Origin of the sequence: Rheinheimera lutimaris (assembly GCF_013283795.1) — a bacterium.
Classification (GTDB): domain Bacteria; phylum Pseudomonadota; class Gammaproteobacteria; order Enterobacterales; family Alteromonadaceae; genus Alishewanella; species Alishewanella lutimaris.
In genome coordinates, this window is sequence record NZ_JABSOD010000007.1 from 15515 (window position 1) to 39497 (window position 23983).

Genomic DNA, 23983 nt, shown 5'->3' on the forward strand with positions numbered 1-23983 from the left:
CTGTATCAGCTTTGCTGATACAGCTTTTTTGCCACATATAACTCTTCCACTTTTTGTCGTGCCCACGGCGTTTTGCGCAGAAATTTCAGGCTGCTTTTAACCGATGGGTCGATTTTAAAGCAGTTGATATCTATTTGCTGTGCCAGAGCCGGCCAGCCAAAGTGATCTACCAGTGCGGTAACGATTTGCTCCAGCGTAACACCGTGCAGCGGGTTCTTCGGTTGAGACATGTCTGTTCCTTAATTAAATAAAATCAGACACTTTATGATTTCAAGCAGGAATCGACTTGCGCTAAGTCAACCGTTGAAGGCATGGATGCCTGAGTCGAGCCCCCATGGATGGGTTTACGGCGTGTTGATGTGGGCAAGCCGGTTCATGCCAGAACCGGCCACCAATCGTCAAGTTGTTATAAACGCTCTAATACCGCAGCGGTAAAGTCGGTAGTGCCGAAGCTGCCGCCTAAATCACGCGTGGTACGGTCGCCACTGGCGATAACATCAGCCAGAGCACTGCGGATCTTCTCTGCTTTGTCCTGCATACCTAAGTATTCCAGCATTTGAATAGATGCCAGGATCACTGAGCTCGGGTTAGCCAGGTTTTTACCGGCGATATCCGGTGCGCTGCCGTGAACTGCTTCGAAAATAGCACAATCTGCACCGATATTGGCGCCAGGTGCCATACCTAAACCACCGACTAAACCGGCACATAAATCCGATAAGATATCGCCAAACAGATTAGTTGTTACAATAACGTCGAACTGCTGCGGGTTCATTACCAACTGCATACAGGCGTTATCGACAATCATTTCCTGCGCTTCAATATCCGGGTAACGGGTTGCCACTTCACGCGCCGTTTTCAGGAATAAACCTGAGGTTGATTTCAGGATATTCGCCTTGTGCACAATAGTTACTTTTTTACGCTTTTCGCGACGTGCGGTTTCAAAAGCGAATACGGCAATGCGCTCGGCACCCTCTTTGGTCACGATACTGGTGGCTTCGGCTACCATGCCATCAGCTGATACTACCTGGCCATGGCCGGAGTACATGCCTTCAGTGTTTTCACGGATAGTGATAATGTCGATATTCTCGTAACGTGCTTTAGTGCCCTTAAAAGAAATGACCGGCCGCACGTTTGAATACAGGTTGAATTTTTTCCGCAGGGTTACGTTAATAGAGGTAAAGCCGTCGCCTACCGGAGTAGTCAGCGGGCCTTTTAACGTGATTTTATTACGCGCTATAGCATCCAATGTGGCTTGCGGTAATAACTCACCGGTTTTTTCCAGTGCCGTTAAACCGGCATCGACGTATTCATAGTCGAAGTCACAGCCAACTTTATTTAATACTTCAATGGCGGCTTCAACGATACTCGGGCCTATGCCATCGCCTTTAATGACAGTAATAATTTGCTTGCTCATCGGGGGTCCTTAGCTGTCGTAATTATTCGGAAAGAGGGCCTCTGGCGGGCCTGAAAACGGCGCAGAATATAGCATTTTTCGGCCCAAAGCGCCAGTTTGGTACAGTTTTACTGCAGTTATCGACGTTATACGCACTATAAAGCCGGTGAATGTTGTAATAAAACTACAATGTTAACTCTAACGGGTAATAGCAATGGCTGCCGGCCAGCACGTGTTGCAGCCAGTTATCGCTGTCGGCAGTGAGCTGCAGTGGTCGCTGTGCCAGGTTGAGTACACGTGGCAGGGTGTCAGCTTTATGCGGGCTAAACAGGCTAAGGCTGCTGTGCCAGGCCAGCAGTAATGCCAGAGTGTGGTTGTCTGCGGCTACGGAGTCGCCGCTAAGGCTTTGCAGCCATTGCTGAGCCGGTTTTACCCACTGTTGCAGTTGGTAGTGCTGCAGCAATGTACTCAGCCGGCTGGCACAAGTGGGGTCTTGCGTGTAACAGCGCAGGTCAATAGTGCTTTGTATGCCTTGTGTGGTACGCCGCAGCAGGCCGGTAGTGTAGGCGGCTTCGCTGAACCATAGCGGGCTGCACAAACACAGCGCAATAGTACGGCATTGCGGCAATGACAATTGCAATGTGGGCAGCAAATATAACGCCTGCGCCATACAGAAACTGAACTGATGTAATAACGCCTGTGCCGGCTGCTGCAGCTCTGCCAGATTGGCCTGTAATTCTGCTTCGGCCAGAATATAGGGTAATTGTTCACGTCCTATCAGATTCAGTGCCAGGCGCAGATCCGTAATAGGTTGCTGTTGCCGGTTCAGCTCTGTCGCCAGCGCCAGTACCGGCGCTGACAGCGTCACAGTTTGCCCCAGATAAAGCACCAGCTGTTTGGTGTCGGCATCACACATGCGGTGAAACTGTGACATTGCGGCTAAGTCGGTGCTGTCAGACAGCTGAATGCTATTTAACGCCGGCTGTAATAAGCGTTGCAGCAACTGCAACTCATAATCACTTTTCGTCAACGCAATACGCCGGCCTATGCTTTGTCGCAGCGATGCGACAGATGCAATGTTGTCGCGGCACAGATATTCACATTGCGTCAGCAGCAGGCTTAGCGGATTTTGTTGCCAGAGCGCAATATTACGCTCTGCCGGGTAGCAGGCTGCCAGCAACGTTGTTACCGCTGCGGCTTGCGGCACTGCCTGCAATAACTTTGCCGCCAGCAGAGCAGGGTAGGGCTGTAACTTGGCGAACTGCGCCGCTTGCGGCAGATGTTTGGCCAGCGCCGCACAAAAGCCGGCGCTCAGTAGCAAGCGGCAAACCTTAGCCGGCCAGCGGTAATGCTGAGCAAACCATAACAGCAACTCTGTTGCTTGCAAGGCTGCAGGCAATGCGGCGTTGTGCAGCAAGGTGGCGGTAACAGCCGGCATGTCAGTCGGGTCTGCAGCGGTATCATCTGTCTGAGCTTCTGCAATAACCAGGCGTTGTACTGCAAGTTGCCGGCTTAGTGTCAGCAAAAGAGTGATATCTGTTGTATTGCCAAGCTGAGCAACGCTGTGTTGCCATAAGTGTTGGTATTGCTGCAAGGCAGGGTTGTCAGCCGGCATTCTTAGCTGCAATTACCTGATATTGCGTTACGGCAGGTTCGCCCAGCGCAATTAAACGACGGTTTTTAAACAGCAGTGCCGTGCATTCATCTGCGGTGGTAATGCCGTCGGCTACACTGCGGTGGGTGCGGTAATATAGCAGCTGATACACGGTATTATTTTGTTGCAATGCGCTGGTGATATCCGGGCTGCCCAAGCGTTGCAGCACGTCATCTTGCTGAATATTGGCGGTGGTACTGTAGCTGCTGATAATTTTATGATTAAACACTTCGCGGTCTACCCAGCTCATTTGCTCAACATCGTCCTGGTACCAGAACAATACTGCCAGCGTCAGTAGCAGATAAATCCCGAGCCCGGACAAAAAGAATGTCAGCTTACGGGAACGGATAGATGGCATAAGGTGCGGCGCCTCCGTTCTACTAAGGGGTTGCATGCTGTTGGATCCGCATATCTTGCAGATTAAGCCCCAACTGCACATCAGTTTTCAGGGATAAAATCTGCATAAAAATTTTGATTTGTTCTTTGTGCTGCAGAATTTTCTCGCGTAATTTTTTATGACAATCCGGGTGCTCCAGTGCTTGTGTCAGGGTAGCTCCCAATGCCATAAGATCATGGGCGCCTTTGGGGCCAATGCCGTGTACACCGGGGATATTGTTAGTACTGTCACCGACCAGGCTCCAGTAACGCACCAGTTGGTCGCTGCTGACGCCGAACTTTTGCTGCACAGCTTCTTCAGTCTGAAACTGCCTGGCAAAGGCGTCATAAATACCGATGTGTGGCCCCAGCAACGGCAAAAAGCCTTTATCGGTGGAGACGATGGTTACCTGTTGGCCATGCTGAGCTAATCTGACCGCAACCGAGGCGATAACATCATCGGCTTCATAATCAGCTTGCTGCACGCTGTTAAACCCTAACGTCTGCGCCGTTTGCTGCAAGCCCGGCAGAGCATCGGCAAGGATGACCGGCATCGGTTTGCGGTTGGCTTTGTAATCGGCATACAAAGCTTTACGCCACAGGCTGTCACGGCCATCAAATACTAACAACGCATGGCTGGGTTCCAGCTCTGCTTGCAACCTGGCCAAAGCCTGGCGCAGCATATTTTCAGTGTTGCGGATAATCTGTGCTTTAGTACCTTCGGCCACATCATCCGCTAATGGCAGATACGGCCGCTCCTGCACGGCATAAAGCCGTCTGATCAGGTTCAGTGCATCTATCAGCAGCAGATGTGCCATTAACGCAGCACCTGATAACAAGGCTCATATTTGCTGCCCGGCAGTTTCATCCTGCCTTGTTCGACAAAGGCCTGTAGTAGGGTATCCATCATTTGCATCAGTTTAGCTTCACCGGTTATCTGAAATGGCCCATGCTGCCGAATGGCTTTAATGCCTTCATCTTTTACGTTTCCTGCCACTATGCCGGAAAAAGCGCGGCGCAGGTTAGCCGCCAGTGTCGCGCTGTCCTGATTAGGGTGCAAGTCCAGTGCGGCCATATTCTGATGATTCGGGATAAAAGGCTGTTGAAAATCAGGCTCTATCTTCAGTGTCCAGTTAAAGTGATACGCATCGCCAACCGACTTGCGGTAGTGACGCACTTCTGCGGTGGCTTGTTTTAGTTTGCGGGCCACGGCCGGGGCATCATCAATGATAATTTCTATCAGGTTTAATGCGTCATTACCCAAAGTGTTTTCGATAAAGCCGGCAATATCACGAAAGTACGCTTCGCTTTGCTTCGGTCCGGTTAAAATTATCGGTAAGCTCTGCTGACGGTTATCTTTGTGTAGCATAATACCTAACAGGTACAGCAGCTCTTCTGCTGTACCTGCGCCGCCCGGGAAAATAATAATGCCGTGCGCTACGCGGACAAAGGCCTCTAAGCGTTTCTCGATATCAGGCAGGATCACCAGTTCATTAACGATAGGGTTTGGCGGCTCAGCAGCGATAATGCTTGGCTCTGTCAGGCCCAGATAACGGCCACTGCTGATACGCTGCTTGTTGTGGCCGATGGTAGCGCCTTTCATTGGCCCTTTCATTGCACCCGGGCCGCAGCCGGTGCAAATGTCCATGCCACGCAATCCCAGCTCATAACCCACTTCTTTGGTGTATTTATATTCTGTTTCGTTAATCGAATGGCCACCCCAGCAGACAATCATATTCGGCTCGTTGCTGGCATCGATAACGCGGGCATTACGCAGGATGTCAAACACTGTATGGGTAATATGGTCACTGTTATTTAAATCCAACCAGCTTTTGTTGCTTTGCAACCGGCTGTGATAAAACAGAATATCGCGCAGTACGGCAAACAGGTGCTCGTGGATACCTTTAATAATCTGGCCATCGACAAAAGCACTCAGCGGCGGGTTAAACAGTTCTATTTTAATACCACGTTCACGGCTGAGCAGGTTGACAGCAAAATCTTTATACTGCTCGTAGATTTCAGCTGAGCTGTCGGTATGGCTGCCAACATTAAGTACCGCAAGGCAACAGTTGCGGAACAGATTAAACGCGGCTTGTTGTGTATTTTGTTTTAAATGGTCGACTTCCAGTTGTGACAATAAATCCATAGACCCGAGCGGGTTTAATTGCACATGCATATGTGCTCCTTAATACAATCAGTTAATACCGGTTCAGGATGCAGGTTTAAGAATGACCTTATCCCGGCCGGCTTTTTTGGCTTCGTACAGCGCCTCATCGGCGCGGTCGAAGGCACTGCGGTTGGTATCCTGTTCGGTAAAGCGGGTTGCACCGAATGAAATGGTAATAGGTACGTTTACATTTTTAAATTTAAACGGAATTTTTCCTATTTTCTCTCTTAATGTATTCAGCCGCTTTTCCAGCTCTGCTAACTCGGTTTCCGGAAACAACATAATAAATTCTTCGCCACCGTAGCGGGCGATAAAGTCGGTTTCGCGCAGGTTAAGCTTAAGTGTTTTGGCAATGACTTTCAGCGTTTTATCGCCGGCACTGTGGCCATAGCTGTCATTGATGTTTTTAAAATGGTCGACGTCTGCCAGTACCACACATAGTGGCTTTTTATAGCGTTGCCAGCGTTTAATTTCTAATTGATAACGCTCATCAAAGGCGGCACGGTTAGGTATTTCTGTTAAGGCATCTTGCAAGCTGCGGAAATTTTGCTCGGCAATACGCTTTTTGAAGCTGCCGGCGTCGGTTTCCAGCTCACCCAGCCGTTTCTCCATGTTGCCAAGAGTTGACAACAATTGCTGGCGCTCCTGCTGCTCCAGTTGTTCTTTCTCCCGCAGGGAACCGGTAATCGCGGTGAGCTTATCACTGACTAAGATTTTTAATTGTTCCAGCGAAGTGGCTTTTTGACTGGCGTGACCAAGATGGTCAATTTGCTGCTCAATTTGTTGATTCAGCAACTGCATTTTTTGTTTTAAATCAGTAGAGGCGCTGAGTGACGACACTACCGATTGCTGCACGCTGGTCAGGGCGTCATTGAGTTTTAACAGAAAATGTTCAGCAGACTGGCGTTCGCGGTTAATGCTGCTGATAATAATGCCAATGGTTTTTAAACAGGCTTCCAGCAGGGCATCAATCGGTAGTTTACCCAGCAAGCTTACACGGATCTCGTCAATTTCAGCGGCACTGTCTTCGGCAAACGCCAGCTCGCTGAGTAAGTTTGTTAACTCGACGCTGATTTGGCGGCAAATATGGCCATAGCGCACATCATCATCGCTACCTTCGGCTAACTGATGTTTGGCTTGCAGCACGTTTTGGTACAGTTTGGCCAGCTCAGTTAAGTGCGGTAAAAATGCATGTACCGTAGCAGAGGGTTGGCCGACTTTACCCAATAACTCTCTTAAGTCACGGCGCAACTGATCCGGCAGGCCTTTTTGTTGCTGCAACATCTTGCCGGCGTCAGCCAGGCCCTGCTGCATACGTTGAATATCTGCCTGATGGCGCGATTCCAGTAATTTAAGATTGTCGCTGGTAGCTTCAATAAAAGGCAGCAGCTTTTCCAGATCGGTGCCACGATTTAGCTCAGTGCGCAGTTTTGCCAAGCGGTTATCCAGCTCAATATCAACACCTTTACACGCCAGTGATAATCTGGATACAAATAATGCCAGAATTTTAAACTGTGCTTCATAGGTGTCTTCCAGCGTTTTACGTGCTTTCAGAGCATTGGTCAGTTGTTGATGCGTGTCGTCCTGCAAAGCCACCACCTGAGAGTTCATGGTTAAATGCATGTTTAGGCGTAAGTATATCGACTATCGCTGTAAATGCGATCACTGATTGTACAGAAATAAGCTAAATGTAAAAAAACAGCGGGCAAAAGCCCGCTGTGGTAAGGGATGTTTTTGCCGGTTTACCGTTTACACAGGTAATAAGGTAACCAGGTCTGTTCTTCAGTAGAGGTAAGATATTGCATAATCAGCATTCCTTGTTGGAACTACTGTCCGGCAGTCCGTCTGCCAAACGCCGACTATTTAAACAGAAACAGGGCTTTTTTGAAAGTTGGAAGGTATTGTTTCATTTGTTGTTTCAGTTTTTGGCTGTATTTTAAAATGTACAGGCCAGCGTTACACTTTAAAGTTATTGATAAATAACGATTAATTATTTATGCACTTCCTGCTGTTGGTTGTTTTTGTGAAAGTGATGCTGTTTTATAACGACATAACTTACTGTCTGCTAAGGCGGATCACCGGCGGCGGGCAGGGCTCACTGGCGCGCCAGGGATTAATATCCAGGCCGCCGCGTCTGGTATAGCGGGCATAGACGGCCAGAAAAGATGGCTGGCAGCGTGACCAGATATCAGCGAAAATACGTTCGACACACTGCTCATGAAATTCGTTATGGCTGCGAAAGCTGATCAAATAGCGCAGCAGTGCTTCATGGTTCAGTGCTTTGCCGCGGTAGTGAATATAAACACTGGCCCAGTCAGGCTGGGAGGTGATTAAGCAGTTTGATTTAAGCAAATGCGAGTGCAGTTTTTCTTCAACAATATCGGCGTCGGTTTGGGTTTGCAGCAAGCCGGCATCGTATTGATACTGATCAATTTCAATATCCAAATCATCAATGCAGCGACCCGGGATCCAGGTCGGTTGAAATGCCATAATTTCATTGACGTTGTGCAGGCTGACTTTTACCGGTTTGCCGGCACAGGCGGATAAGTCGCGCTGTAAATGTTGATATACCTGGCCAAGATCAGAAAAGCGACTTTGGTTAAAACTGTTCAGGTACAATTTAAAGGATTTGGATTCAATTAAGTTAGCTGAATCAAACGGTACGACAAAGGTAGCCAGTGCTACCATTGGTTTACCTTTGGCATTAAGCCAGGACAGTTCGTAACCGTGCCAGATATCCTGACCGACAAAAGGCAATGCAGCGGGGTCTAAGCCAATATCATCCCTGCCTAAACTGCGCGGCACCGCTTGTAATAAACCGGCGTCGTATTTATCGGCATAGGCGGTAACTTTACCAAGGCTTAGCCCGGCAAGAAGATCTGAGTGGCTGCTGGTCATGTCTGCTTTTGTCATCACGGCGTAGTTAGCGTTACAATGACGCCAAGTTTATCATAAAGTTTGACGGAAGGTCGCGTGACTCTGGCAACGAATTACAGCCAATTTATCCAACAAGCCATTCAATGGCATCAACAGCAGCAGCTGACACTCAGTAGTTGGGCAGATCCGGCCAGCCCATCGCCTTGCCAGCAAGGTGATATTGTCGATAACACGGTACAGTGGCAACCGGTGTTACAACAGCCGGCTGCCGATTTCAGTAATGTAGAGCAGGCACTGGAATTGCAGTTACACACTGATATAAAAACGTTTTATCAGCTGTATTACGGTGCTGGCCTGGCCGCCTCACACCCACGCGGTAAACTGGCGCTGCTGATGGTGTGGAACAGTGATGATGTAAAACGGCTGCAGGAAAATATTATCGGTCATATCATTATGAAGCGGCGGTTAAAGCAGCGTGAAACGGTATTTTTTGCGACCACGGAAGATGATGAAATACTGCTGTCGGTGCTAAACAGCAGCGGCGAGGTGTATCTGGAGCATGTTGGTCGAGAGGTGACAGAAAAGCTGGCGGATAATCTGGCTGACTTTCTGGCACAGTTGACGCCGTGCGGTTACGACGGGCTTTGACAATCCCAGGCTATATTGCTGACTAAACGGCAATGCCGGCACTGAAAATCAAACAGCTGGTGCAGCGGCCGGGCTAAGCGCCAGTCGCCACCGCAGCCGGGGCAGGTTTTACCGGCTTCCGCTGTGCAATCCATCGTGCTGCCGCTGTAGAGTGCGTAGTACACCGCTTTGCTGTTGGCTTTTTCCAGTTGTGTTGCCAACCTGCGGCCTTGCTTATTTAAGTTGCTGTTAAGCTGCTGCAAACTGCGCTCAGCGCTTTTAAGCAGCACTCTGCTGTGTTGCATTTGAATTTCGTCCAATGCCTGGTACTGCAACTGCCAGCGGATCAGCTGCTCATAATCCGCTCCGCTATTGTGCAGTTTATACAATGGCACCGGCGCAAAATGCTCGCCGCAGCGCAGTGCTGAGCAGGTATCACTAAAACGACTGTACAAAATGTAGAAACCGGCGCTGTCACAGGGATCGGTGTGCTGCGACATCAAATCCATGCCTTGCAGTTGCAGTTGCGGATAAGCCAACCCGGCCTCAGCCAATTGCTCCAGTGCATAAAGGCCACGTGCACTGTGATATTTTTGCAGCAGCGCATCTTCTGCCGGCAGCACAACCCGGCTGCTAAAGCTGTCTTGTTGCCAGGCAGTAGGAAATTCGCGGCCAAGTATCTGACCGTTAAAAATCAACGCTTCAATATAGCGGCGAATAGCCGTTTCGGCGCGATTGAAATCGGTATCGGCAATCAGTTTAAACCGCAGCTGTGCGACATACATAGTTAGTTATCCAACTTCGCCAGCAGTAAATCCAGTTTGGCTTCGATACGCGCCAGGGCGGCCGCCAGGTCGCTATTATCGGCCTCAGTTTCAGGCGTTGTGGCAGCGGGTTCTGCGCTTGTAATAACACTGGCTACCGTGGGATTGTTGCGCCAGTGCTGATAAGCAGCGAACAGTTGTTGCGGTGGCAGTTGCCCTGCCAGCCTGGCACGAAACAGCGCCAGGCAGGGAGTTTTGCCTTCCTGTTGCAGTTGTGCGGCTACTTGCTGCAGTAGTTGTACCGGGTCTGTCATTTGCTTTGCCTGTTTGACTAACTAGTGGTGGAATTTACCACTGATAGCTATTGAATAGTAGCTGGATTTTATTAACCTTATGTTTTATATAGGTTTAATCTGTGGCATGCTCTTTGCTGACTGTATAGGAGCCTGAAACGACGGCTACTTGATAAAACAACACAGGAAAATCATTATGTCAGGAAAGTTTTTTATTGCTGCAGCTTTAGCAGTGACGTTGTCGGGATGTGTTATTGCCGTTGGTGGCGACCGCGAGTTTGATAATGACAGCAGTTGGAAGAAAACCCAGCAATATAATCAGCAACAAATCAATAAGCTGGCATTAGATACCAGCGCAGATGATGTCCGCACGTTGTTAGGTACGCCGGATTTTACCGAATCGTTCAGCCATGAAGGTGAAACGGTAACGGTGCTGTTTTATCGTACCCATCATGCCAAAAGTGATGGTAAAACCTCAAAAGAAGAATGCACGCCGCTGATCTTCAGACAAAACCGTTTAACCGGTTGGGGCGACAAAGCATATAAATATCTGTAAGCCTGAACATATCGATAATAAACCGCTCTGCAGCTCAGTGCAGCAGAGCGTTCAGCTCATCGATAATCTCACACCACTCGGCGTCCTGCTTTAACGACTCGCGCAGAAAACCGGCCTGGGCACTGTTCCAAAACGGCGCATCCTGAATGGCCATGCCCGGTGCCAACTTATGTTGTTGAATAAACTGCGCCATAGCTTGTTCGTTGTTGTTTAGCCCAAGTTGAGCAAACAAGGTGCGCAGGTTGTGCTCTGACATATCCATATAACGTCTCCTGTTTAAAGCCTTGCTGTAAGCATAGCCAGCTTTGCGACGGATTGCTGTGATCGGTTGCTTGGCAATTGATAGCCGCACTGCTATTGTGGATAAAAAAACAACAATATCAAACGGGGAATTTATGTTAGCTGAACTTAATGCGGTAGCGCCGGACCGGTTAAAAGCCATGTTACTCAGTGCTGATGAGTTAAAATTGGCGGCGTCGTTGCTGTATCAGTCTTATCATGACGACCCGTTGTTTATGGAGATTTTTCGTGCGGAAAAGCCGGACTATGAACAGCGTTTACGGGCAGCAATCAGAGAGGAGCTTAATACCTTCTGGCAAGCCAAACAGCCGATGATAGGCTTGTTTAATGCAGAGCAGTTGTTGGGCGTGGCTTGTGTTATCGCACCGGACTCCGGCATAGGCGCCGGCAGGCTGTGGCACTGGCGCTTGAAAATGCTGCTGACAGCCGGTTATGTTTCTACCAAACAGTTGCTGGAGAAAGAGCAAAAAATTCATGCCGCCATGCCGGCGCAGCATTATCATATGTTGGCTTTTATTGCTGTGGCACCAAAGCAACAGCATTTGGGGTTGGGGCATTATCTTATCCATGCGGTGGATTCTATTGTCGACAAAGATCAGCAATCTGCCGGTATAGGCGTGTTTGTAACACTGGAAAAGTACCTGGCTTTTTTTGCCGATGATAAATATCAACCGGTCACCGAACTGGCGTTTAATACGGTAAGTGGTACCCTGATGTTCCGGCCGCGGCAGCAGATGGCCGTTGAATAAGCAGGGGCAATGCCTATGAACACATTTCGCAGTTTCGCCGAGTTTTATCCGTATTATTTAAGCGAGCATCGCAACCCGGTGTGCCGTGCTCTGCACTATACCGGCAGCACTTTAGTTATTGCTGTGTTGGTGTATGCGTTGTTTACGCAGCAATGGCTTTGGTTGTGGCTACTGCCGCTGATCGGCTATGGTTTTGCCTGGGTTGGTCATTTTGTGTTTGAACACAATAAGCCGGCTACGTTCCGGTACCCGTTTTACAGTTTGGCTGCAGATTGGGTTATGTTAAAAGACTTTCTCACCGGACAATTAAAGCACAAATTACCGGCTAATTAATGCGGTACGCCGGTAAATTAAACGCGGCGAGGCGCATGCCGCTAAGTAATAACTCTGCCTGATAGCGGCTTTCGCCGTCACCGCTGAAGTCAACCTGATACAGCGTAATAAAGCGTAACCGGCCGTTAATCCTGCGAAAACTGTGGCCACTACGGCCGCAGTCTAACAGCTGCAGCTGTTGTTGCTGACACAGTTGGCGGGCTACCACAACAGCCCGCTCATCTTGCTTGCGTTGCAGCCAAAATACATAACAGATACTGCTGATTGCCAGCAGTAATAATACCGAACCCATACTTTACTCCTAAAGCTATCAGCAGATAATGCTGATTAGTCTGCTGTTTTACAAGGGCTGGCTGAAGCTTTAGCTTATGGTAAACTGCCTGGCTTATTATGAGGTCGTTATGTCAAATACGGTTAAAACCCTGCTTGGGGCACTTGAAACAGAGCTGAAACAGCAACAGCTTTGGCGTTCATTGCCGCCCTCAGCAAGCGCCATGGCCAGTACGATGCCGTTTTGTTACGACACTATGCCGCTTGAGCAATGGTTACAGTTTATTTTTCTGCCGCGGATGCAGGCCTTGTTGGATGCAAAGCTGGCGTTGCCGGATAAGATCAGTGTGTTGCCGATTGCTGAAGAGGCTTTTAAACCACTGGGCGTGCGTCTGGTGCCCTTGCTGGATATTATTGCCCAGCTTGACAGCGCATTGTCGGGTAACAGATGAGTTCTGCTGAGCCTTTTGTATTAACGCAACCGCTGGGCATTGTTTATCAGGATGAGTATATTGTCGCAGTAGATAAACCGGCCGGTATGTTGGTGCATCGCTCGTTTTTAGATAAGCACGAAACGGTGTTTGTCATGCAAACATTGCGTGACCAAATTGGCCAACACGTATTTCCTGTGCACCGGTTGGACCGGCCTACCTCGGGCGTATTGTTATTTGCTTTATCTGCCGATATCGCGCGCTTGCTTGGCCAGCAGATAGAGCAGCAGTTGTGGCGTAAACATTACCTGGCGGTAGTTCGGGGGTTTATGCCCAGCGGCGGCGAGCTGGATTACCCATTGAAAGAGCAACTGGATAAAATCGCCGATAAATTCAGCCGGGATGACAAGGCGCCGCAACAAGCGATAACCCGCTATCAGCCGTTACAGCAGGTAGAATTGCCTATACCGGTAAGTAAATACCCTGCGGCTCGTTACTCGCTGGTGGCGCTGCAGCCGTTAACCGGCCGCAAGCATCAGTTACGCCGCCATCTGGCACATTTACGTTATCCGATAGCGGGTGATACCAGCCACGGCGACGGTAAACACAATGCGTTATTTAAACAGCATTTTAATTGCAGGCGTTTGTTGTTAATTGCAAAACAACTGCGGTTACCGCATCCGGTTAGCGGCGAACTTTTAACGCTTAACGCCGGTCTGAACGAGCTTGAACCCTTGTTCAGCCGCTTTGGCTGGCCGGTAGATGAAATCTATTATCAGCAACAGTTTGCTGAGCTTTTTATGGAGGGAAAATGGCAAAAATCGCCCTGATTGTCGGTAGTGTATATGGTGCCGCCCAATATGTCGCTGAAGAGGCACAGCCTTTATTAGCCGGCCTGGGACACGAGGTTACACGCTATGAGGAAGCGAAACTGGATGAGGTATTAAGTTTTAATGCCGATATCTGGTTGGTAATAAGCTCTACCACCGGCCAGGGTGATATTCCGGATAATTTACTGCCGTTTTATCTCGATGTACAAAACCGTTTTCCGCTGTTAACCGGTAAAAAATTTGCAGTCATTGCGCTGGGCGACAGCAGCTATGACACCTTCTGTGGTGCCGGCGAGCAGCTACGCGAATTACTGCTGGAGATTCAGGGCACTGAATTGGCACCGATGCTGCGCATTGATGCCGGCGAAACGCTGGAGCCTGAGACTATCGCTTTGCCGTGGCTTAAGCAGCATTTCACCCATCTGAACTAACAATATTTATCCAGTTTGTTGTATGCCTTAGCGCCCGGTGCTTTTAATGCCGGGTCGTTTTGCGCGGCCAGTTTATCTACCCACATCGTGGTGGCGCCGCATACCGCTATCGGCATCACAAACAGGTTAAACAACGGGATCATGCAGGCGATATTTACTGTCACGCCAAAGGCAAAGCTGGTGCCCGGTTGGCTGCGTAGTTGTTGACGCATGCTGCGAAAGTCAATTTTGTGGTTGTCATAGGGGTAATCGGCATACTGAATCGCCAGTAACCAACTGGTAAATAAAAACCACAGTACCGGGCCGACAAGCGGCAGAAATAAAAACAGCACAAACAAAATAATGGCGCGGGGCAGGGCGTATAGCAGCTTTTGCCATTCGCGGCCCAGCATGCGCGGTATATCTTTAACAAAGGCGGCCATGGTGGTAGCAGGAATTACGCGGCCGGACAAATGCGCTTCCACCTTTTCACTCAGTAAGCCGTTAAAGGGCGCAGCAATAAAATTGGCTACCATGGTAAAGCTGTACGCCAGGCCGATAACCAACGTCATCACACCCAATGGGATCAATAAATACTCCAGCCAGTGCAGCCAGCCGGGCAGATATTGCTGTACCGCGCTCACCATAGCACTGACTTGTTGCAGCAGAACATAAAAGGCAAAGGAAAACAGCAGCAGATTAATTGACAGTGGCACCAGCACAAAACGCTTTAAACCTTTGGTATGGATCAAAGTCAGGCCACGAAAAAAGTAGTACATTTAAACCTCATAAGATACCGGCCACTGCTATGGCGCCAGTATAAAGCCTTTAGCTTAAACTGCGCTGTACTAAAGCCTGATTTTTAGTAACAGAATATAACGTTGTAACAGAGCTCTGGCGTACCGACGCTGTTTTTATGCTAGAATACGCTCAGTTTTTTGCCGCCGCGCGGCTTAACCGGTTTTAAGATCAACTTCAGATAAGGGTGACATATGGCGATGTTAGGTTCTGCGCTGGTATTTGCTTTAACCACACTGTGTTTATTGGCTGGGTTAACCTGCTTATTTTCTGCGCTGCTGGTGCCGGCAGATGCGGGTGCTGAGAAACAATTTGAAAAGCGCCTGGAGTACGGCATGTTTGCTGCCGTCGGTTTGGTTAGCTTTGCGGTGATGCTGTATATCGGCTGAGAACACTGCTACGACATAAAAAACGGCAGCCAGGGCTGCCGTTTTGCTATCTGCTACAGATTACTCGACGCTGCGCAGCAGCGCGTTAATACCCACTTTAGCACGGGTTTGTGCATCGACTTTCTTCACAATAATAGCCGCATATAAACTGTGGCTGCCATCTTTTGACGGAATAGAACCCGGCACAACCACAGCACCGGCCGGTACGCGGCCATAACTTATTTCACCGGTTTCACGATCATAAATACGCGTGCTCTGGCTGATATACACACCCATTGACAACACCGCGCCTTCTTCAACGATAACACCTTCTACCACTTCTGAGCGGGCACCGATAAAGCAGTTGTCTTCAATAATGGTTGGGTTAGCTTGCAGCGGCTCTAATACGCCGCCGATACCAACGCCGCCGGACAAATGCACGTTTTTACCAATTTGCGCACAGCTACCTACAGTTGCCCAGGTGTCTACCATGGTACCTTCGCCGACATAGGCGCCGATATTGACGTAAGAGGGCATCAATACTACGTTTTTAGCAATATAGCTGCCACGACGCACGGCGGCTGGCGGCACTACACGCACGCCATCGGCGCGGAATTGGGCATCGCTGTAATCCGCGTATTTCATCGGCACTTTATCAAAAAAGCGGTTTTCGGCGCCATCCATCACAGCATTATCGTTAATACGAAACGACAGCAATACCGCCTTTTTCAGCCACTGATGTACTACCCATTCACCGGCAATTTTCTCTGCCACACGGGCGCTGCCGTTATCCAGCATGCTGATAGCTGTTTCTACTGCGTGTTTTATTTCGCTGCTGACGCTGGCCGGTGTAATGTCGGCACGTTGCTCAAATGCGTGTTCGATAATGCTTTTTAACTCTGACATTGTCTGTGTTAGCCTTCTGTTTGCTGTGAAAGTTGCTCGATCAGTGCCCGCTTCAACGCGCTTTGTTGCTCGCTGTTTAGGGCCTGGTCGTCGCTATTTGAAATCATAAAAAAATCTTCTGCCCGCTCACCAATGGTGGTGATTTTGGCGGCATGAATATTGACATCGCAGCGCTGAAACACTTCGCCGATATTGGCCAGTAAGCCCGGGGTATCCAGCGCTGCCAGCTCAACCATAGTGCGTTTGGCGGTATTGCCGGGTAAAAACACCACTTTAGGCGGCACGTTAAACTGGCGCATTTGGCGTGACAACCTGGTTTTTTGCCGCGACAAATCCGGTTTATCCTGAATATACAGCTCCAGTGCACGCTTGATGCTTTGCTGACGTGATGGCGAATTCACCGGGTCGCCGTTTTGTTCAAGAATAACAAAGGTGTCCATGGCGTAACCGTCTTTGTTAGTCATAATTTGCGCATCAAAAATATTGACTTTTTTGCTGTCCAGCGCGGCCACTAAACGGGCAAAAAGCTTTGGCTGATCTTTAGTGTAAATAAATACCTGGGTACCGCCGCGAATAGGCGCTTTGCTGATCAGCACCATCGGTTCATCGGGGTTTTTATGCCGCAAAATATGCTCGCTGTGCCAGGCAATTTGCCGTGCGCTGTAGCGGGCAAAGTAATCGGCTTTTATCCGGCTCCATAACTGCAAAATTTCGCTTTCACTAAAGGTTTGCTTTAGCAGCAACGGCATGGCTTCACTTTGGTTTTCGCGGATCAGATCGCGCAAGTCCATCGGCTTTTCCAGCCCGCGACGGAAGGCTTTTTGCGTGGCTAAAAACAGCTCACGCAGCAATGAGCCTTTCCAGTCATTCCATAAGTTGTCGTTGGTGGCGCGGATATCGGCCAGTGTCAGGCAGTACAGATAATTCAGCCTGGTTTCGTCACGCACTTTTTCGGCAAATTCAGCCACAACTGCCGGGTCATGGATGTCGCGGCGCTGCGCAGTTACGGACATCAGCAGATGGTGTTCTACCAGCCAGGCGATCAGTTTGCTGTCAAATTCGCTGAGCTTGTGCAGCTTGGCAAATTCGCGTACATCCATAGCGCCCAATTCGGAGTGGTCACCGCCGCGGCCTTTGGCGATATCATGGAAAATACCGGCCAAATATAACAGCTCGGGCTTTTCCATTTTTTTGACGATATCGCTACAGAGCGGAAATTCACTTTCATGTTCGCTCAGCGTGTATTTATACAGGTTTTTCAGCAGGCGGTGGGTATGTTCATCCACTGTATAAGCGTGGAATAAATCAAACTGCATTTGGCCGACAATATTGCGCCACTGTGGTAAATACGCTGCCAGTACACCGTAGCGGTGCATCAGGGTAATGGCTTTGTCCATACCGCGCGGGTGGCGGATAATGGCTAAAAACAGCTGACGGCAGGCTTCATAATCCTGTAAGTCCCCCATTAAGCGCCGGCGTACCTGGCGAATAAGCCGCATAGTAGAGGAGTGCACCCCGGTAATGTTGGAGTTATTAGCAATATGCCAGAACAGCCGCAACAGGTTGTCGCGCCGAGCAAATACTGCATTATCCCGTGCCGTAATTAAGTGGCCCTGTAGCTCAAAATAATCATCCAGCAGCAGGGTTTTAACTTTTTCTTTGTGGTTTAAAATACTGCCGTCAAAGTGTTGCAACAGCATTTCGTTTAATTCTGCGACACGCTGCACGGTGCGGAAAAACCGCTTCATCATGCGTTCTACCGAGGCTTTACCGTCGGCGCCAAAGCCGAGGCGTTCAGCCACTGCCGGTTGGTAGTCGAACAAGATACGGTTTTCGTTACGACCGGCCTCGATATGCAGCGCAAAGCGCATTTGCCATAAATAAGCCTCGCACTCCATCAGTTCCTGATATTCATCTTCCGTCAGGTATTGATAAGCAACCAACTCCCGCATGGTGCGGGTTTGAAAATGCCGTTTTGCCACCCAGCCGATGGTTTGAATATCGCGCAGGCCGCCCGGGTTGGCTTTCAGGTTTGGTTCAAGGTTGTAGGCGGTGCCGTGGTACTGGGCATGGCGCTGCTGTTGTTCATGGCGTTTGGCCTGAAAAAATGCCTGGCTGGTCCAGAAGCTGTCTTTACTGACTTCAACCTGCAGTTGCTCAAACAAGGCTTTGTTACCGGTTAGCAGGCGCATTTCCAGCAGATTGGTGGCAATGGTGATATCGTCTTTGCCCAGCTTTACCGATTCTTTTACCGTACGTACGCTGTGGCCGACTTCGAGGCGTAAATCCCACAATACAGTAATAAACTGCGCTATCGCATCTTGCTGCGCCGCAGATAAACGGCCGTCGGCCAGTAGCAGTAAGTCGATATCCGAGCAGGGGTGCAGTTCGCCACGGCCGTAGCCGCCCACGGCAATCAGGCTTAAGTCTTTGCTTTTGTGCAGTTCGTACTTGTGCCACAGTTGTACCAGCACATCGTCAATAAAATGCGCGCGGGCTTTGACCAGCGCATTAACCGGATGCTGCGAGAAACTGCGGCTTAGCCAGTCATGAAAGTCGGCGAAATGCTTTTTATAACTTTCCAGGCTGTAACTGTCCGGAAGCGCTTTGCTGTAGGTTACCGCCTGGCTCATACTGCTACTCCGTTGGGGCGGTTATTCCGCCGTTAAGATCCGCTCTATGGTGTCGTCGCTGCGTAAGGTTAAAATTTCGCAGCCGGTATCGGTAACTAAAATAGTGTGTTCAAACTGGGCAGATAAACTACGATCTTTGGTTACCACTGTCCAGCCATCGGCCAACAGTTTGCTTTGTCTGGCGCCGGCGTTAATCATTGGCTCTATGGTTAAACACATGCCGGTTTTTAACATCTCGCCGGTGCCCGGTTTGCCGTAATGCAGCACCTGAGGATCTTCATGAAATACCGCACCAATGCCATGGCCACAGTATTCACGCACCACAGAATAGCTGTGTTTCTCTGCATGCTGCTGAATCACATGGCCAATATCACCCAGGCGCACGCCATTCTTTACTTTTTTCAGCGCCAGATACATGCACTCTTGCGTAACGCGGATTAAACGCTCGGCCAGAATGCTGGGTTTACCCACCACAAACATTCTTGAAGTATCGCCATGATAACCGTCTTTAATTACGGTGATGTCGATATTAATAATGTCGCCTTCTTTGAGCTTTTTATCGGCCGGAATACCGTGGCAAATTACCTGATTAACCGAGGTACAGATAGATTTAGGAAAGCCGTGGTAGTTTAGCGGTGCCGGAATGGCCTGTTGTTCATTCACAATATAGTTGTGGCAGATAGTGTTCAGCTCGTCAGTGGTGACGCCGGCTTTAACATAGGGCTCAATCATTTCCAGCACGTCGGCGGCAAGACGGCCTGCCACACGCATTTTTTCAATTTCGGCCGGGGTTTTGATGGTTGCTGTCATGCCTGTTCTCTCTGGTTATACCGAAGGACTATCTTACGCGCACCGAAAATGAATGGCTTCATTTTAGGATTCCGTTGCCCGCCGTATTGCTGCAAAAATACACATTTGATTGTGTTTGTAAGGTGCCTATGGTATAAAGCGCGCCGCAAATTAGCAAATCGCTTTGGCTGTTATTGCAGAACCTTTTGTTCTTAGATAGAGAAAAAGCGCGGCTGATTAGCGAAATTAAACCAAAACACACATGTATCGACACATATTCCGGGGTGCTTTGCTTTGCGCTGAACAACAGCCAGACCAAGGTCGGCATATGGGATACATGGAGGCTTAACCCCTTATACAGGAAATTAAATCATGGCAAAAGTTTCTATGCGCGACATGCTCCAGGCGGGCGTGCACTTCGGTCACCAAACCCGTTACTGGAATCCGAAAATGAAGCCGTTCATTTTCGGTGCGCGTAACAAAGTACATATCATCAACCTGGAACAAACTGTTCCTATGATGAACGATGCACTGGCATTCATTCAGCAAGTAGCTGCGAAAAAGGGCAAAATCCTGTTCGTTGGTACTAAGCGTGCAGCTTCTGAAGCAATCAAAGAAGCGGCAAGCAAAGTTGATCAGTTCTATGTAAATCACCGTTGGTTAGGTGGCATGCTGACTAACTGGAAAACTGTTCGTCAGTCAATCAAGCGTTTAAAAGATCTGGAAGCGCAAAGCCAGGACGGTACTTTCGACAAGCTGACCAAGAAAGAAGCTTTAGACCGTACCCGTGAAATGGACAAGCTGGAAAAGAGCTTAGGCGGTATTAAAGACATGGGCGGCTTGCCAGACGTGCTGTTCGTGATCGACGCTGACCATGAACACATTGCGATCAAAGAAGCTAACAACCTGGGCATTCCGGTTGTATCTATCGTTGATACCAACTCTGATCCAAAAGGCGTTGACTTTGTAGTACCGGGTAACGATGACGCGATCCGCGCTATCCAGTTATACCTGGCTGCTGTAGGTCAGGCTATCCTGGAAGGTCGTGACAAAAACATCGAAGTTCAGGCTGAAGCCGAAGCCTTCGTTGTTGAAGCAGAGTAATTTCTCTGTCATTAGCGCAGGCTAAGCTTGCGCTAACACAGTGCAAAATTGCGACAGGGGCCACGGCCCCTGTTTGTCCAACCCGAATTATTACGAGGAAGCTCCCATGGCTGTAACTGCCGCTTTAGTAAAAGAACTTCGCGAGCGCACCGGCGCTGGCATGATGGATTGTAAAAAAGCATTGGAAGAAACTGCAGGTGATATTGAAGCTGCAATCGATGCGATGCGTAAAAGTGGTCTGGCCAAAGCTGCCAAGAAAGCAGGCCGTATCGCCGCTGAAGGTACTATTTTAACCCGCGTAGCTAACGGTTACGGTTTAGCTATCGAGTTTAACTGTGAAACTGACTTCGTTGCCCGTGATGCCAGCTTCCTGGCCTTTGCTAACGCAGTAGCTGATTTAGCCCACGCTAATAAGCTGTTCACTGCAGAAGCTATTCTGGCTGCTGATTTAAACGGCACTTCAGTTGAAGATACCCGTGCAACTTTGGTTGCTAAAATTGGCGAAAACATCAACGTACGTCGTGCTGCGGTAGTTGAAGGCGCTGTTATCGGCTCTTACGTGCACTCTGGTCGTATCGGTGTATTAGCTGTGCTGGAAGGCGGTAGCGAAGATATCGCCAAAGACGTAGCAATGCATGTTGCTGCTAACAACCCTGGCTTCTTAACACCAGACGACGTTCCGGCTGATGTGGTAGAGCGTGAGCGTGTTATCCAGATCGATATCGCGGTTAACTCTGGTAAGCCACAAGAAATCGCTGAGAAAATGGTTGCCGGCCGTATGAGCAAGTTCACTGGTGAAGTGAGCTTAACCGGCCAGCCGTTCGTGAAAGATCCATCAGTTTCTGTTGGTGATTTCCTGAAGCAAAACAGCGCGAAAGCGGTTTCTTTCATTCGCCTGGAAGTAGGCGAAGGTATCGAGAAGAAAGAAGAAGACTTCGCAGCTGAAGTTGCTGCGCAAATCGCGGCAGCGAAGAAGTAATTTATTCTTCTGCCTGAGGGCAAAACCCGCTAGAATAACCGCGGCTTCAGGTCTAACGACCTGGCCGCGGTTTTTTTTACCCGCAATAATCCTAATTAACCACGCACTATGGGGATCTCATGAGCACGAATCCAAAACCAACTTACCGCAGGATCTTATTAAAACTCAGTGGCGAAGCACTGATGGGCGATGAGGGTTTTGGTATTGACCCCAAAGTACTGGACCGGATGGCGCAGGAAATTAAAGAGCTGGTAGAGCTTGGTGTCCAGGTAGGCATTGTTATCGGCGGCGGTAATATTTTCCGCGGCGAAGGTCTGGCTAAAGCCGGTATGAACCGCGTAGTTGGCGACCACATGGGCATGTTAGCCACCGTAATGAATGGCCTGGCGATGCGTGATGCGTTGCACCGTGCTTATGTTAACGCCCGCATGATGAGTGCTATTCCGTTAAACGGCGTGTGTGACAACTACAGTTGGGCTGAAGCCATCAGCTTATTAAAATCCGGTCGCGTGGTGATTTTCTCAGCCGGTACCGGCAACCCGTTTTTTACCACCGATTCTGCCGCCTGTTTACGCGGTATTGAAATTGAAGCCGACGCAGTATTAAAAGCCACTAAGGTAGACGGCGTATTTTCGGCGGACCCGGTAAAAGACCCCACGGCCACGCTATACAGCCAGCTTACTTATAACGAAGTACTGGATAAAGAGCTTAAAGTGATGGATTTAGCGGCCTTTACCCTGGCGCGGGACCATAATTTGCAAATCCGTGTGTTTAATATGAACACCGCAGGCGCCTTGAAGCGGGTAATTATGGGTGAGCAGGAAGGCACAGTAATCGACCACGCGGAAAATTTACAGTAAACTAGAGCGCTGAGTACGGCGTGCTGAACAGACGCCATGAATAAACAAGGATACCGATCGTGATTAACGACATTATTACAGACAGCAAAGTGCGGATGGAAAAAAGCGTTGATGCGCTTAAAATTCAATTAACCAAAGTGCGCACCGGTCGCGCTCACCCAAGCTTATTAGACGGTATTTCTGTCTCGTATTACGGCACAGATACACCGCTGCGTCAGGTTGCTAACGTATCTATCGATGACGCCCGCACATTGGCTATTACCGTGTTTGATAAGAGCATGACTGCTGCGGTAGAAAAAGCCATTATGGCTTCAGACCTGGGTTTAAATCCGATGTCTGCCGGCACTATTATCCGTGTGCCGTTACCGGCGCTGACAGAAGAGCGGCGTAAGAGCCTGGTTAAGCTGGTGCGCGGCGAAGCAGAAAACGGCCGTGTTGCCGTGCGTAATATTCGCCGCGATGCTAATGCAGATTTAAAAGCGCTGCAAAAAGACAAAGAAATCAGTGAAGATGACGAGCGCCGTGCAGCGGAAGAAATCCAAAAGATTACTGATACCTTCGTGAAGAAAATTGATGACGTACTGGCAGAGAAAGAAAAGGAATTAATGGAAGTCTGATTTGGCCTTCTGTTAACATTACAGCGTCGTGACGCTTTGGCATTACGGCGCTTTTTTCTATCCGGCAAAGGTTTTATCTGACACCAGCAACAGACTGGTGGGTATAACAAGTTAAGGACAGGTCGCACGTTATGACTGCAGACTCGCAGCTCAAACCGCAAAACTTGCCGCAGCATGTGGCAATTATCATGGATGGCAACGGTCGTTGGGCACAGCGGCAAGGTAAACCGCGGGTATGGGGCCACAAGAAAGGCGTAGAAGCGGTACGACGCAGTGTCAGCTTTTGCCGCGAACTGGGCATCAAATCGCTGACGTTATTTGCCTTTAGCAGTGAAAACTGGCGCCGGCCGGAAGATGAAGTGTCAACCTTGATGCAGCTGTTTCTGATGGTACTGCAAAGCGAAGTAAAAACGCTGCATAAGCACAATGTCAGGTTGAAAATTGTCGGTGATTTATCAGCCTTCAGTGACAAACTAAAAGCTAATATTGCCAAAGCAGAACAACTGACAGCGGATAATACCGCTATGACACTGAATATTGCCGCCAATTACGGTGGCCGCTGGGATATGGTAAATGCCGCCCGGCTGTTAGCTACGCAGGTACAAAACGGTACACTGACGCCGGCTGATATTAACGAAGACACTTTTGCTGCGCAGGTACAGATGGCAGAGCAGCCGGAACTGGATTTATTGATCCGTACCGGTGGTGATGTGCGCATCAGTAACTTTCTATTATGGCAGGCTGCTTACGCTGAGTTTTGGTTTACCGACACCTTATGGCCTGATTTTGATCAGCAGGTGTTTTCTGAAGCTATAGCGGCCTTTGTGAACCGTGAGCGTCGTTTTGGTTGTACCGGAGAACAAATCCGGCAACTGGCCACGCTGGGTAAAGGATAACTAA

Annotated in this window: 29 protein-coding genes; 13 read left to right on the plus strand and 16 right to left on the minus strand. The window is 49.3% G+C overall.

From position 1 onward, the window contains the following. Positions 1-5: 5 nt before the first annotated feature. The 8 genes from HRH59_RS08600 to queF form a co-directional block, all read right to left on the minus strand. Positions 6-230 carry a VF530 family protein gene (locus HRH59_RS08600; protein ID WP_173500874.1) on the minus strand — a complete coding sequence of 75 codons (225 nt, stop codon included), beginning with the start codon at positions 228-230 and terminating at the stop codon, positions 6-8. A 176-nt stretch (positions 231-406) separates the two neighbouring features. Next, positions 407-1414 carry an isocitrate dehydrogenase gene (locus HRH59_RS08605; RefSeq protein WP_173500875.1) on the minus strand — a complete coding sequence of 336 codons (1008 nt, stop codon included), beginning with the start codon at positions 1412-1414 and terminating at the stop codon, positions 407-409. A gap of 163 nt (positions 1415-1577) precedes the next feature. Next, the gene (locus HRH59_RS08610; protein ID WP_173500876.1) at positions 1578-3008 is read right to left on the minus strand and encodes a hypothetical protein; all 1431 of its coding nucleotides are present in this window, start codon (positions 3006-3008) and stop codon (positions 1578-1580) included. Next, complete coding sequence (locus HRH59_RS08615) at positions 2998-3405, minus strand: DUF3192 domain-containing protein (RefSeq protein ID WP_231702441.1); 408 nt, start codon at positions 3403-3405, stop codon at positions 2998-3000. Before HRH59_RS08615 ends, HRH59_RS08610 begins: the two co-directional genes overlap by 11 nt. Before the next feature lie 22 nt (positions 3406-3427). Further along, complete coding sequence (gene xni, locus HRH59_RS08620) at positions 3428-4240, minus strand: flap endonuclease Xni (RefSeq protein WP_173500878.1); 813 nt, start codon at positions 4238-4240, stop codon at positions 3428-3430. Beyond that, positions 4240-5598, minus strand: a complete 1359-nt coding sequence (gene ppnN / locus HRH59_RS08625) for a nucleotide 5'-monophosphate nucleosidase PpnN (RefSeq protein WP_173500879.1) — start codon at positions 5596-5598, stop codon at positions 4240-4242. Before ppnN ends, xni begins: the two co-directional genes overlap by 1 nt. A 33-nt stretch (positions 5599-5631) precedes the next feature. Further along, positions 5632-7200: a GGDEF domain-containing protein gene (locus HRH59_RS08630; protein WP_173500880.1), complete on the minus strand. Its 1569-nt coding sequence runs from the start codon at positions 7198-7200 to the stop codon at positions 5632-5634. Between the two features lie 444 nt (positions 7201-7644). Next, positions 7645-8487: an NADPH-dependent 7-cyano-7-deazaguanine reductase QueF gene (gene queF, locus HRH59_RS08635; protein ID WP_173500881.1), complete on the minus strand. Its 843-nt coding sequence runs from the start codon at positions 8485-8487 to the stop codon at positions 7645-7647. A 75-nt stretch (positions 8488-8562) separates the two neighbouring features. Between queF and syd the strand changes: the two genes are divergently transcribed. Continuing rightward, positions 8563-9114, plus strand: a complete 552-nt coding sequence (gene syd, locus HRH59_RS08640) for a SecY-interacting protein (RefSeq protein WP_173500882.1) — start codon at positions 8563-8565, stop codon at positions 9112-9114. Here the strand turns inward: syd and HRH59_RS08645 are convergent. Together HRH59_RS08645 and HRH59_RS08650 are read right to left on the minus strand one after the other, a co-directional pair. Then, positions 9099-9878, minus strand: a complete 780-nt coding sequence (locus HRH59_RS08645) for a Zn-ribbon-containing protein (protein ID WP_173500883.1) — start codon at positions 9876-9878, stop codon at positions 9099-9101. The two genes, syd and HRH59_RS08645, sit on opposite strands and share 16 nt — an antisense overlap. Positions 9879-9880: 2 nt before the next feature. Next, complete coding sequence (locus tag HRH59_RS08650; protein WP_173500884.1) at positions 9881-10171, minus strand: hypothetical protein; 291 nt, start codon at positions 10169-10171, stop codon at positions 9881-9883. Between the two features lie 175 nt (positions 10172-10346). Here HRH59_RS08650 and HRH59_RS08655 point away from each other — a divergent pair, with 175 nt between their 5' ends. Then, complete coding sequence (locus tag HRH59_RS08655) at positions 10347-10706, plus strand: DUF3192 domain-containing protein (protein WP_173500885.1); 360 nt, start codon at positions 10347-10349, stop codon at positions 10704-10706. A gap of 34 nt (positions 10707-10740) precedes the next feature. Here HRH59_RS08655 and HRH59_RS08660 read toward each other — a convergent pair whose 3' ends face one another. Continuing rightward, positions 10741-10968, minus strand: coding sequence for a DUF2789 domain-containing protein (locus HRH59_RS08660; protein ID WP_173500886.1), 228 nt, complete (start codon positions 10966-10968; stop codon positions 10741-10743). 133 nt (positions 10969-11101) lie between these two features. Here HRH59_RS08660 and HRH59_RS08665 point away from each other — a divergent pair, with 133 nt between their 5' ends. Together HRH59_RS08665 and HRH59_RS08670 are read left to right on the plus strand one after the other, a co-directional pair. Further along, entirely contained in the window at positions 11102-11755 is a 654-nt protein-coding gene (locus HRH59_RS08665; protein ID WP_173500887.1) for a GNAT family N-acetyltransferase, read from the plus strand. Positions 11756-11770: 15 nt separating this feature from the next. Then, positions 11771-12088 carry a DUF962 domain-containing protein gene (locus HRH59_RS08670; RefSeq protein ID WP_173500888.1) on the plus strand — a complete coding sequence of 106 codons (318 nt, stop codon included), beginning with the start codon at positions 11771-11773 and terminating at the stop codon, positions 12086-12088. On the opposite strand, the gene HRH59_RS08675 is transcribed toward HRH59_RS08670, so the two are convergent. After that, a complete protein-coding gene (locus HRH59_RS08675; protein WP_173500889.1) occupies positions 12081-12380 on the minus strand; it encodes a DUF3301 domain-containing protein in 300 nt (99 codons plus the stop codon). The genes HRH59_RS08670 and HRH59_RS08675 overlap by 8 nt on opposite strands. 109 nt (positions 12381-12489) lie before the next feature. Here HRH59_RS08675 and HRH59_RS08680 point away from each other — a divergent pair, with 109 nt between their 5' ends. From HRH59_RS08680 to HRH59_RS08690, 3 genes are read left to right on the plus strand one after another with little or no spacing between them, the layout of a single operon-like run. Beyond that, entirely contained in the window at positions 12490-12810 is a 321-nt protein-coding gene (locus HRH59_RS08680) for a YqcC family protein (protein ID WP_173500890.1), read from the plus strand. After that, entirely contained in the window at positions 12807-13619 is an 813-nt protein-coding gene (gene truC / locus HRH59_RS08685) for a tRNA pseudouridine(65) synthase TruC (protein WP_173500891.1), read from the plus strand. Before HRH59_RS08680 ends, truC begins: the two co-directional genes overlap by 4 nt. After that, entirely contained in the window at positions 13601-14050 is a 450-nt protein-coding gene (locus HRH59_RS08690; protein WP_173500892.1) for a flavodoxin, read from the plus strand. Before truC ends, HRH59_RS08690 begins: the two co-directional genes overlap by 19 nt. Here HRH59_RS08690 and cysZ read toward each other — a convergent pair. Further along, positions 14047-14808 carry a sulfate transporter CysZ gene (gene cysZ, locus HRH59_RS08695; RefSeq protein WP_173500893.1) on the minus strand — a complete coding sequence of 254 codons (762 nt, stop codon included), beginning with the start codon at positions 14806-14808 and terminating at the stop codon, positions 14047-14049. The two genes, HRH59_RS08690 and cysZ, sit on opposite strands and share 4 nt — an antisense overlap. A 213-nt stretch (positions 14809-15021) precedes the next feature. On the opposite strand from cysZ, the gene HRH59_RS08700 reads away from it, so the two are divergent. Next, complete coding sequence (locus HRH59_RS08700) at positions 15022-15216, plus strand: hypothetical protein (protein WP_173500894.1); 195 nt, start codon at positions 15022-15024, stop codon at positions 15214-15216. A 60-nt stretch (positions 15217-15276) separates the two neighbouring features. Here the strand turns inward: HRH59_RS08700 and dapD are convergent, their stop codons facing one another. From dapD to map, 3 genes are read right to left on the minus strand one after another with little or no spacing between them, the layout of a single operon-like run. After that, a complete protein-coding gene (dapD, locus tag HRH59_RS08705) occupies positions 15277-16101 on the minus strand; it encodes a 2,3,4,5-tetrahydropyridine-2,6-dicarboxylate N-succinyltransferase (protein WP_173500895.1) in 825 nt (274 codons plus the stop codon). A gap of 8 nt (positions 16102-16109) precedes the next feature. Beyond that, entirely contained in the window at positions 16110-18734 is a 2625-nt protein-coding gene (gene glnD / locus HRH59_RS08710; RefSeq protein ID WP_173500896.1) for a bifunctional uridylyltransferase/uridylyl-removing protein GlnD, read from the minus strand. A gap of 21 nt (positions 18735-18755) precedes the next feature. Next, positions 18756-19544: a type I methionyl aminopeptidase gene (map, locus tag HRH59_RS08715; RefSeq protein ID WP_173500897.1), complete on the minus strand. Its 789-nt coding sequence runs from the start codon at positions 19542-19544 to the stop codon at positions 18756-18758. Between the two features lie 351 nt (positions 19545-19895). Here map and rpsB point away from each other — a divergent pair, with 351 nt between their 5' ends. The 5 genes from rpsB to uppS all read left to right on the plus strand — a co-directional run bounded on the left by rpsB (position 19896) and on the right by uppS (position 23979). Beyond that, entirely contained in the window at positions 19896-20627 is a 732-nt protein-coding gene (gene rpsB / locus HRH59_RS08720; protein ID WP_173500898.1) for a 30S ribosomal protein S2, read from the plus strand. A 106-nt stretch (positions 20628-20733) separates the two neighbouring features. After that, positions 20734-21606 carry a translation elongation factor Ts gene (tsf, locus tag HRH59_RS08725; RefSeq protein WP_173500899.1) on the plus strand — a complete coding sequence of 291 codons (873 nt, stop codon included), beginning with the start codon at positions 20734-20736 and terminating at the stop codon, positions 21604-21606. Positions 21607-21725: 119 nt separating this feature from the next. Further along, entirely contained in the window at positions 21726-22466 is a 741-nt protein-coding gene (gene pyrH / locus HRH59_RS08730; RefSeq protein WP_173500900.1) for a UMP kinase, read from the plus strand. Between the two features lie 59 nt (positions 22467-22525). After that, positions 22526-23083 carry a ribosome recycling factor gene (gene frr / locus HRH59_RS08735; protein ID WP_173500901.1) on the plus strand — a complete coding sequence of 186 codons (558 nt, stop codon included), beginning with the start codon at positions 22526-22528 and terminating at the stop codon, positions 23081-23083. 131 nt (positions 23084-23214) lie between these two features. Beyond that, positions 23215-23979 (plus strand): polyprenyl diphosphate synthase, encoded by a 765-nt coding sequence (uppS, locus tag HRH59_RS08740; RefSeq protein ID WP_173500902.1) that lies wholly within the window; start codon positions 23215-23217, stop codon positions 23977-23979. Positions 23980-23983: the final 4 nt, after the last annotated feature.

Bases quoted from the DNA above. Each gene is read 5' to 3' on its own strand.
- xni (WP_173500878.1), bottom strand. From the start codon at position 4,240: ATGGCACATCTGCTGCTGATAGATGCACTGAACCTGATCAGACGGCTT.
- HRH59_RS08650 (WP_173500884.1), bottom strand. From the start codon at position 10,171: ATGACAGACCCGGTACAACTACTGCAGCAAGTAGCCGCACAACTGCAA.
- truC (WP_173500891.1), top strand. From the start codon at position 12,807: ATGAGTTCTGCTGAGCCTTTTGTATTAACGCAACCGCTGGGCATTGTT.
- HRH59_RS08670 (WP_173500888.1), top strand. From the start codon at position 11,771: ATGAACACATTTCGCAGTTTCGCCGAGTTTTATCCGTATTATTTAAGC.
- map (WP_173500897.1), bottom strand. From the start codon at position 19,544: ATGACAGCAACCATCAAAACCCCGGCCGAAATTGAAAAAATGCGTGTG.
- HRH59_RS08645 (WP_173500883.1), bottom strand. From the start codon at position 9,878: ATGTATGTCGCACAGCTGCGGTTTAAACTGATTGCCGATACCGATTTC.
- cysZ (WP_173500893.1), bottom strand. From the start codon at position 14,808: ATGTACTACTTTTTTCGTGGCCTGACTTTGATCCATACCAAAGGTTTA.
- HRH59_RS08615 (WP_231702441.1), bottom strand. From the start codon at position 3,405: ATGCCATCTATCCGTTCCCGTAAGCTGACATTCTTTTTGTCCGGGCTC.
- HRH59_RS08675 (WP_173500889.1), bottom strand. From the start codon at position 12,380: ATGGGTTCGGTATTATTACTGCTGGCAATCAGCAGTATCTGTTATGTA.
- pyrH (WP_173500900.1), top strand. From the start codon at position 21,726: ATGAGCACGAATCCAAAACCAACTTACCGCAGGATCTTATTAAAACTC.
- uppS (WP_173500902.1), top strand. From the start codon at position 23,215: ATGACTGCAGACTCGCAGCTCAAACCGCAAAACTTGCCGCAGCATGTG.
- HRH59_RS08655 (WP_173500885.1), top strand. From the start codon at position 10,347: ATGTCAGGAAAGTTTTTTATTGCTGCAGCTTTAGCAGTGACGTTGTCG.
- queF (WP_173500881.1), bottom strand. From the start codon at position 8,487: ATGACCAGCAGCCACTCAGATCTTCTTGCCGGGCTAAGCCTTGGTAAA.
- tsf (WP_173500899.1), top strand. From the start codon at position 20,734: ATGGCTGTAACTGCCGCTTTAGTAAAAGAACTTCGCGAGCGCACCGGC.
- HRH59_RS08660 (WP_173500886.1), bottom strand. From the start codon at position 10,968: ATGGATATGTCAGAGCACAACCTGCGCACCTTGTTTGCTCAACTTGGG.
- ppnN (WP_173500879.1), bottom strand. From the start codon at position 5,598: ATGCATGTGCAATTAAACCCGCTCGGGTCTATGGATTTATTGTCACAA.
- HRH59_RS08700 (WP_173500894.1), top strand. From the start codon at position 15,022: ATGGCGATGTTAGGTTCTGCGCTGGTATTTGCTTTAACCACACTGTGT.
- HRH59_RS08690 (WP_173500892.1), top strand. From the start codon at position 13,601: ATGGCAAAAATCGCCCTGATTGTCGGTAGTGTATATGGTGCCGCCCAA.
- glnD (WP_173500896.1), bottom strand. From the start codon at position 18,734: ATGAGCCAGGCGGTAACCTACAGCAAAGCGCTTCCGGACAGTTACAGC.
- HRH59_RS08680 (WP_173500890.1), top strand. From the start codon at position 12,490: ATGTCAAATACGGTTAAAACCCTGCTTGGGGCACTTGAAACAGAGCTG.
- dapD (WP_173500895.1), bottom strand. From the start codon at position 16,101: ATGTCAGAGTTAAAAAGCATTATCGAACACGCATTTGAGCAACGTGCC.
- rpsB (WP_173500898.1), top strand. From the start codon at position 19,896: ATGGCAAAAGTTTCTATGCGCGACATGCTCCAGGCGGGCGTGCACTTC.
- HRH59_RS08630 (WP_173500880.1), bottom strand. From the start codon at position 7,200: ATGAACTCTCAGGTGGTGGCTTTGCAGGACGACACGCATCAACAACTG.
- HRH59_RS08665 (WP_173500887.1), top strand. From the start codon at position 11,102: ATGTTAGCTGAACTTAATGCGGTAGCGCCGGACCGGTTAAAAGCCATG.
- HRH59_RS08600 (WP_173500874.1), bottom strand. From the start codon at position 230: ATGTCTCAACCGAAGAACCCGCTGCACGGTGTTACGCTGGAGCAAATC.
- HRH59_RS08610 (WP_173500876.1), bottom strand. From the start codon at position 3,008: ATGCCGGCTGACAACCCTGCCTTGCAGCAATACCAACACTTATGGCAA.
- HRH59_RS08605 (WP_173500875.1), bottom strand. From the start codon at position 1,414: ATGAGCAAGCAAATTATTACTGTCATTAAAGGCGATGGCATAGGCCCG.